8 protein-coding genes are annotated in these 6,710 nt (G+C 67.8%); 7 read left to right on the forward strand and 1 reads right to left on the reverse strand.

Annotated elements, in window-relative coordinates:
* From VJS90_RS13230 to VJS90_RS13260, 7 genes are all read left to right on the forward strand, one after another.
* The coding region (locus tag VJS90_RS13230; RefSeq protein WP_324122101.1) for a 1,6-dihydroxycyclohexa-2,4-diene-1-carboxylate dehydrogenase at positions 1-684 on the forward strand (684 nt) is incomplete at its 5' end.
* 36 nt (positions 685-720) lie between these two features.
* Positions 721-1,842, forward strand: coding sequence for a muconate cycloisomerase family protein (locus tag VJS90_RS13235; protein ID WP_324122102.1), 1,122 nt, complete (start codon positions 721-723; stop codon positions 1,840-1,842).
* Between the two features lie 29 nt (positions 1,843-1,871).
* Positions 1,872-2,162: a muconolactone Delta-isomerase gene (catC, locus tag VJS90_RS13240; protein ID WP_324122103.1), complete on the forward strand. Its 291-nt coding sequence runs from the start codon at positions 1,872-1,874 to the stop codon at positions 2,160-2,162.
* A gap of 37 nt (positions 2,163-2,199) precedes the next feature.
* Positions 2,200-3,102: a catechol 1,2-dioxygenase gene (gene catA, locus VJS90_RS13245; RefSeq protein ID WP_324122104.1), complete on the forward strand. Its 903-nt coding sequence runs from the start codon at positions 2,200-2,202 to the stop codon at positions 3,100-3,102.
* Between the two features lie 153 nt (positions 3,103-3,255).
* Entirely contained in the window at positions 3,256-4,338 is a 1,083-nt protein-coding gene (locus tag VJS90_RS13250) for a metal-dependent hydrolase (protein WP_324122105.1), read from the forward strand.
* Positions 4,335-5,045, forward strand: a complete 711-nt coding sequence (locus VJS90_RS13255; protein ID WP_324122106.1) for a TraX family protein — start codon at positions 4,335-4,337, stop codon at positions 5,043-5,045. The genes VJS90_RS13250 and VJS90_RS13255 overlap by 4 nt, the downstream gene beginning before the upstream one ends.
* Positions 5,046-5,171: 126 nt before the next feature.
* Positions 5,172-5,708 (forward strand): sterol desaturase family protein, encoded by a 537-nt coding sequence (locus VJS90_RS13260; RefSeq protein WP_324122107.1) that lies wholly within the window; start codon positions 5,172-5,174, stop codon positions 5,706-5,708.
* On the opposite strand, the gene VJS90_RS13265 is transcribed toward VJS90_RS13260, so the two are convergent.
* Positions 5,590-6,588: a phytoene/squalene synthase family protein gene (locus VJS90_RS13265; protein WP_414704940.1), complete on the reverse strand. Its 999-nt coding sequence runs from the start codon at positions 6,586-6,588 to the stop codon at positions 5,590-5,592. The genes VJS90_RS13260 and VJS90_RS13265 overlap by 119 nt on opposite strands.
* Between the last annotated feature and the right edge of the window lie 122 nt (positions 6,589-6,710).

Genomic DNA, 6,710 nt, shown 5'->3' on the forward strand with positions numbered 1-6,710 from the left:
CTGCTGGCCGAGGGCGCGAAGGTAGTGGCGGTGGACCGCTCCGAGCTGGTCTTCGAGCTGCAAGGAGAAGGCGTGCTGGCCTTGACCGCCGACCTTGAACAGCACGCCGATTGCGCGCGGGTCATGGCCGCGGCGGTAGAGGCCTTCGGCCGCCTGGATATTCTCGTCAACAACGTGGGCGGGACCATCTGGGCCAAGCCCTTCGAGCACTACGAGGTGGCGCAGATCGAGGCCGAGGTGCGCCGCTCGCTGTTTCCGACACTGTGGTGCTGCCATGCCGCGCTGCCGTACATGCTCAGGCAGGGCAGCGGCGCCATCGTCAACGTTTCGTCCATCGCCACCCGCGGCGTCAACCGTGTGCCCTATGGCGCGGCCAAAGGTGGGGTCAACGCGCTCACTGCCTGCCTTGCCTTCGAAACCGCCGGGCGTGGGGTGCGCGTCAATGCCACCGCGCCCGGGGGCACCGAGGCGCCACCCCGGCGCATCCCGCGCAACAGCGCGCAGCCGAGTGCCGACGAACAGGCCTGGTACCAGCAGATCGTCGACCAGACCCTCGACAGCAGCCTGATGAAACGCTACGGCACCATTGACGAACAGGTGGGCGCGATCCTTTTCCTGGCCTCGGACGAGGCTTCCTATATCACCGGCGTCACCCTGCCCGTGGGCGGTGGCGACCTGGGCTGAACATCGTGCCCAGACCGATTCGACTGGAGAATCCTCATGACACACCCTGTGATCGATCGCATCGAGACGCTCATCGTCGATCTGCCGACCATCCGCCCGCATACGCTGGCCATGCACACCATGCAACGGCAGACCCTGGTGATCCTGCGCCTGAAGTGCAGCGACGGCGTCGAGGGCATCGGCGAGTCCACGACTATCGGAGGCCTGGCCTATGGCTACGAAAGCCCCGAGAGCATCAAGGCCAACATCGACGCGCACCTGGCTCCGGCGCTGGCTGGGATGGCGGCCGACAACATCAACGCGGCCATGCAGAAGCTGGACAAGATCGCCAAGGGCAACACCTTCGCCAAGTCCGGTATCGAGACGGCCTTGCTCGACGCCCACGGCAAGCGCCTGGGCCTGCCGGTCAGCGAGTTGCTCGGCGGGCGTGTGCGGGACAGCCTGGAAGTGGCCTGGACCCTGGCCAGCGGCGACACCGCGCGCGACATCGCCGAAGCCGAGCAGATGCTCGACGCGCGCCGCCACCGCCTCTTCAAGCTTAAGATCGGCGCCAAGCCGCTGGAGCAGGACCTGCGCCACGTGGTGGCGATCAAGAAGGCCCTGGGCGACCGCGCCAGCGTGCGCGTCGACGTCAACCAGTACTGGGACGAATCCCAGGCTATCCGGGGTTGTCAGGTACTGGGCGAAAACGGCATCGATCTGATCGAACAGCCGATCTCGCGGGTCAATCGCGGCGGGCAAGTACGGCTAAACCAGCGCAGCCTGGCGCCGGTGATGGCCGACGAGTCGATCGAAAGCGTCGAGGATGCCTTAAGTCTCGCGGCCGACGGCGCCGCCAGCGTGTTCGCGCTCAAGATCGCCAAGAACGGCGGCCCACGCGCCGTGCTGCGCACCGCGCAGATCGCCGAGGCCGCGGGCATCGCCCTGTACGGCGGGACCATGCTGGAAGGCGCGGTCGGGACCCTGGCCTCGGCCCACGCGTTTCTCACGTTGCGGCAACTGACGTGGGGAACCGAGCTGTTTGGGCCACTGCTGCTCACCGAAGAGATCGTCACTCAGGGCCCGGAGTACCGCGATTTCCACCTGCACGTGCCCAATACCCCAGGCCTCGGCCTGACCCTCGATGAAGCGCGACTGGCCCGTTTCGCCCGGCGCTGACCCCCGACTGACGCTCAAGGAGAACCACCATGCTGTTCCACGTGAAGATGACCGTGAAGCTGCCCCTCGACATGGACCCGGCGCGGGCGGCGACGCTCAAAGCCGAGGAAAAGGAACTCGCCCAGCGCCTGCAGCGCGAGGGCACCTGGCGCCACCTGTGGCGCATCGCCGGACACTACGCCAACTACAGCGTGTTCGACGTGCCCAGCGTCGAGGCGCTGCACGACACCCTGATGCAGCTGCCGCTGTTCCCGTACATGGATATCGAGGTTGACGGGCTGTGCCGCCACCCGTCCTCGGTCCACGCCGACGACCGCTGATTCGCGCCTCTACAAGAACAACAGAAGGTACACACTCATGACCGTGAAAATCTCCCACACCGCCGAGCTGCAGGCATTTTTCCAAGAGGCCGCAGGCGTTGGCAACGACACTGGCAGCCCGCGCCTCAAGCGCATTGTCCTGCGCCTGCTGCAGGACACCGCCCGGCTGATCGAGGACCTCGACATCAGCGAGGACGAGTTCTGGACAGCGGTCGACTACCTAAACCGGCTGGGCGGGCGTGGCGAAGCCGGGCTACTGGTGGCGGGCCTGGGCGTCGAGCATTTCCTCGACCTGCTGCAGGACGCCAAGGACGCCGAGGCCGGGCTTGCCGGGGGCACGCCGCGCACCATCGAAGGCCCGCTGTATGTCGCTGGCGCACCGTTGAGCGTAGGTGAGGCGCGCATGGATGACGGCAGCGAGGAGGGGGTCGCGACCCTGATGCTGCTCGAAGGCCAGGTGCTCGATCCCCACGGCCAGCCGCTGGCCGGCGCCACGGTCGACCTGTGGCATGCCAACACCAAGGGCACCTATTCGTTCTTCGACCCTGGCCAGTCCGAGTACAACCTGCGCCGGCGCATCGTCACCGACGACCAAGGGCGTTACCGTGCGCGCACCCTCGTACCGTCCGGTTATGGCTGCGATCCGCAGGGCCCGACCCAGGAGTGCCTCGACCAGCTCGGGCGCCACGGCCAGCGGCCGGCCCATGTGCACTTCTTCATCAGCGCACCGGGGTATCGCCACCTGACCACGCAGATCAACCTGTCGGGAGAGAAGTACCTGTGGGATGACTTTGCCTACGCCACCCGGGAGGGGCTGGTGGGTGACGTGGTGTTCCACGAGGACAACGGCCAGCGGTATGCGCGGCTGGATTTCGATTTCCAGTTGCAGGCAGCGCGGGACGACGCGGCCGAGCGTCGCAGCACACGACCGCGGGCGTAGCCGGGTCCTGTGGGAGGTTCTGTCTTTGTTCCCTGTCCAGCGAAGGGGTCAGCGCAGACAGTGCAAGTGCCGGCCCGAATCTCCCTCGGGGCAATCCACAGCGCACCCGCCCCTGTGTTACGTTCCCCTGACCAACCAGCAGGGGAACCCACATTGGACTCATTGACACAGGCCGTACTGGGCGCCGCCTTGCAGGGCGCGGTTCTGGGCAAGGTACAGGGCCGGCGTTCGCTGTTCTACGGCGCGGCACTGGCCACGGTGCCAGACCTGGACGTGGTGATCCGCTACGCCGACCCGGTCTCGCAGATGACCTTTCACCGGGGCTTTTCCCACTCGATCTTCATGCTCACCGGCCTGGCCCTGCTGCTGGCCTGGCTGGTCGCCAGCGTGGCGCGCAGGCGCTGGCCGGACAAGGGCTACAGCGGGCCCAGGCTGTTCCTGGCGTTCTGGCTGGTGCTGGTCACCCACCCGGTGCTGGACGCCTTCACGGTCTATGGCACCCAGCTGTTCTGGCCGATCCACTCGATCCCCGAGAGCTGGGCGGCGGTGTTCATCATCGACCCGGTCTACACCGTGCCGCTGCTGGCGGCGGTGATCTTTGCCGCGGTCAAAAGCTTCACCGGGCGCGGGGTGCCGGTGCTGCTCGCCGCCCTGGCGTTCAGCACCGCCTACCTGGGCTTCGGCCTGGGCGGGCGGGTGATGGCCGAGCAGCGCTTCCACGCGGCACTGGATAAGCAAGGGATCGCCGTCACCCAGGTGCGCGCCGTGCCGATCGCCTTCAACAGCCTGGTCTGGCGAGTGATCGCCAAGACCCCGGACGGCCAGTACTACGAGGGCATCAGCAGCCTGTTCGATCGCGAACCGCCCGAATGGCTGCGCCAGCCGCTCAATCTCGACGCCCGCGGCATGCTCGACGACGCGCCGCTGCATGAGCGGCTGCGCTGGTTCACCGGCGACTGGCTGCGCTACGACATCGTCGGCGATGCCCTGGTGGTGACCGACCTGCGCATGGGCAACCCGGGCAACTACACCTTCCGCTTCAAGATGGCCGCCCGCGATGAGCAGGGCCGCTGGACCCCGGTGACGCCGGAGATGTGGCGCGGCTCGGGCGCCGCCTCGATGTTCAATGCCCAGGACATGGCGCTGATCTGGCGGCGCATCGTCGACCAGCAGCCGCCCCTGCCGCTGGCCCGCTGGACCCGGCAGTACCTGGGCGCCGAAGCGTACGCCCAGTGACCGCACGCAACGCCGGCCTGGACCTGCTCAAGTGGCTGGCGATCCTCAGCATGATCGCCGACCACCTGCGCTACCTGTGGCCCGAGGCCGAGTGGCTGTTCGTGATCGGGCGCCTGGCGTTCCCGTGGTTCTGCCTGGCGATCGCGGCCAATGTCGCGCGCTCGCCGGCCGGCGCATTGTTCACCCCATTCAATGGCCGCTACCTGGGCTGGCTGGTGCTGTTCTCGGTGCTGTCCGAGTGGCCCTATCGTTGGCTGGACAACGGCTCGGCGACGCTCAACGTGATGCCGACCCTGACCCTCGGGCTGCTGGTCGCCTGGGGCGTGCACCATCCCACGCGCCTGGGCGGCGTACTGGCCCTGATTGCGGTGATCGTCTCGACCCTGGCGGAGGACACCCTTATGTACGGCCTGCCGGGCGTGCTGCTGCCCGCCGCGCTAGTGCTGGCAATGGCCAGAGGAAGCGGGTGGTGGATGCTGCCCGGCTTTCTGGCGATGGCCGCGAACCTGACCAACTCCTGGCTCATGGCCCATGTCCTGGAGCCCTTCGTGTGGCTCGTGCTGGCCACCGCCTGGGCGTCGGTGCCGTTTGGCACGGGCCTGCTGCGGCTCAAGGGCCTGCCTTCGGTCTGGCCCGTGGGGCGTTGGGGGTACGGCTTTTATCCGGTGCATCTGGCCGCGATCAAGACGGTGAGCCTGCTTGCCTGAACACCACCCGGCCACTGGCGGTTGCGCGCGATCGATGCCAGGGTCGATAGTGGCCTGACGCACTGAACGATCGGGGCCTTCGGGCCCTCAGAGCAACAATGACCCTTACAGCAGCCAGGACCGGCCATGCTCGCGAACACCCTAGTCTTCCTGACCACCCTGGCCGCCATGGAGGCGGTGGCCTACCTCGCTCACAAGCACATCATGCACGGCTGGGGCTGGGGCTGGCATCGCTCGCACCATGAGCCGCGCGAGGGCTGGTTCGAGAAGAACGACCTGTATGCGGCGGTGTTCGCGGGGCTGGCGATCGTGCTGATCGCCCTGGGCACCAGCGGCATGCACCCGCTGGAGTGGATCGGCGCCGGCATGACCGCCTATGGCCTGCTGTACTTCGTCGTGCATGACGGCCTGGTGCATCATCGCTGGCCGTGGCGGGTAGTGCCGCGACGCGGTTACCTGAAGCGGCTCTACCAGGCGCATCTGATGCACCATGCCGTGGAGGGCAAGGAGCGCTGCGTGTCGTTCGGCTTCCTGTACGCCCCGCCTATCGATCGCTTGCGTGCGCAGCTTCGCGCCCAGCACCAGGGGCCGCTGCGCCGACCGGGCGCGGACGGTTCCACAGCCGGGCGGGGCGCTCCGGCCAGCGACGCCAGCGCGAACTGACCGCACGCCACAGGCCCGTGAGCACCGCCGCGGTCTTTTCACCCTTCGAGGTGGATACCCGTGCATCCCAGGCGTGGCTGCCGGCCGCCAGCACCTTCACGCCAATCTGGCGGTACACCGTCGCCGCCGTGGCCACCGCCCAGGCCGAGCGCCAGGGCAGGGCGCCAAGACCTGCCTGCGCGCTGACGTAGTAGGGCTCTGCGTGTTCGATCAACTGGCGGGCGAGATCGGCCACGGCAGCGCGGTGCACGGGGTCCGCCAGGCGCTGCGCGGGGATGTTCTTGTCCTGGAGCCAGCGCTCGGGCAGGTAGCAGCGCCCGACCCGGGCGTCCTCGATGATATCGCGGGCGATGTTGGTGAGCTGCAGCGCCAGGCCCAGGTCGCAGGCACGGTCCAGGGTCGTCGCGCTGCTGGCGCCCATGACCCGCGCCATCATCAGCCCGACGACGCCAGCCACGTGGTAGCAGTACTGCAAGGTGTCGTCGAAGGTGCGGTAGCGGTACTCGGCCACGTCCATCTCGAAGCCGCGAAGCAGGTCCAGCGCTTCGCCACGTGGCACGTGGTGGCGGCGCACCACGTCGCGCAAGGCGGCGAAGGCCGGATCACTCAAGGGTTGGCCTTGGTAGACCGCATGGGTCTGTGCCTGCAGCCGCGCCAGGCATTGCTCGGCCTGGGGACGGCTGACGGGCACGGCATCATGGCCGGCCTGCTGGCCGTCGATCACGTCGTCGCAGTGGCGGCACCAGGCATAGAGCATCACGGCCGAGCGGCGCGTCGGTGCGTCGAACAGACGCGAGGCGGCGGCAAAGCTTCTGGAACCCACCGCGATGCTCTGGTGGGCGTGCTCGAGCAGCGTCGGGTCGTCCATTGGCGCACTCATGCGTGGAGGTCCTCAAGCATCAGGCCAGCGGTGGCCTTGGCCGAGCCGATCACCCCCGGCACGCCCGCGCCAGTGTGGGTGCCGGCCCCGACCAGGTACAGGTTGGGCAATCGCGCATCGCG

This window comes from Pseudomonas sp., from assembly GCF_035277045.1.
GTDB lineage: Bacteria > Pseudomonadota > Gammaproteobacteria > Pseudomonadales > Pseudomonadaceae > Aquipseudomonas.

Bases quoted from the DNA above. Each gene is read 5' to 3' on its own strand.
- VJS90_RS13235 (WP_324122102.1), top strand. From the start codon at position 721: ATGACACACCCTGTGATCGATCGCATCGAGACGCTCATCGTCGATCTG.
- catC (WP_324122103.1), top strand. From the start codon at position 1,872: ATGCTGTTCCACGTGAAGATGACCGTGAAGCTGCCCCTCGACATGGAC.
- catA (WP_324122104.1), top strand. From the start codon at position 2,200: ATGACCGTGAAAATCTCCCACACCGCCGAGCTGCAGGCATTTTTCCAA.
- VJS90_RS13260 (WP_324122107.1), top strand. From the start codon at position 5,172: ATGCTCGCGAACACCCTAGTCTTCCTGACCACCCTGGCCGCCATGGAG.
- VJS90_RS13265 (WP_414704940.1), bottom strand. From the start codon at position 6,588: ATGAGTGCGCCAATGGACGACCCGACGCTGCTCGAGCACGCCCACCAG.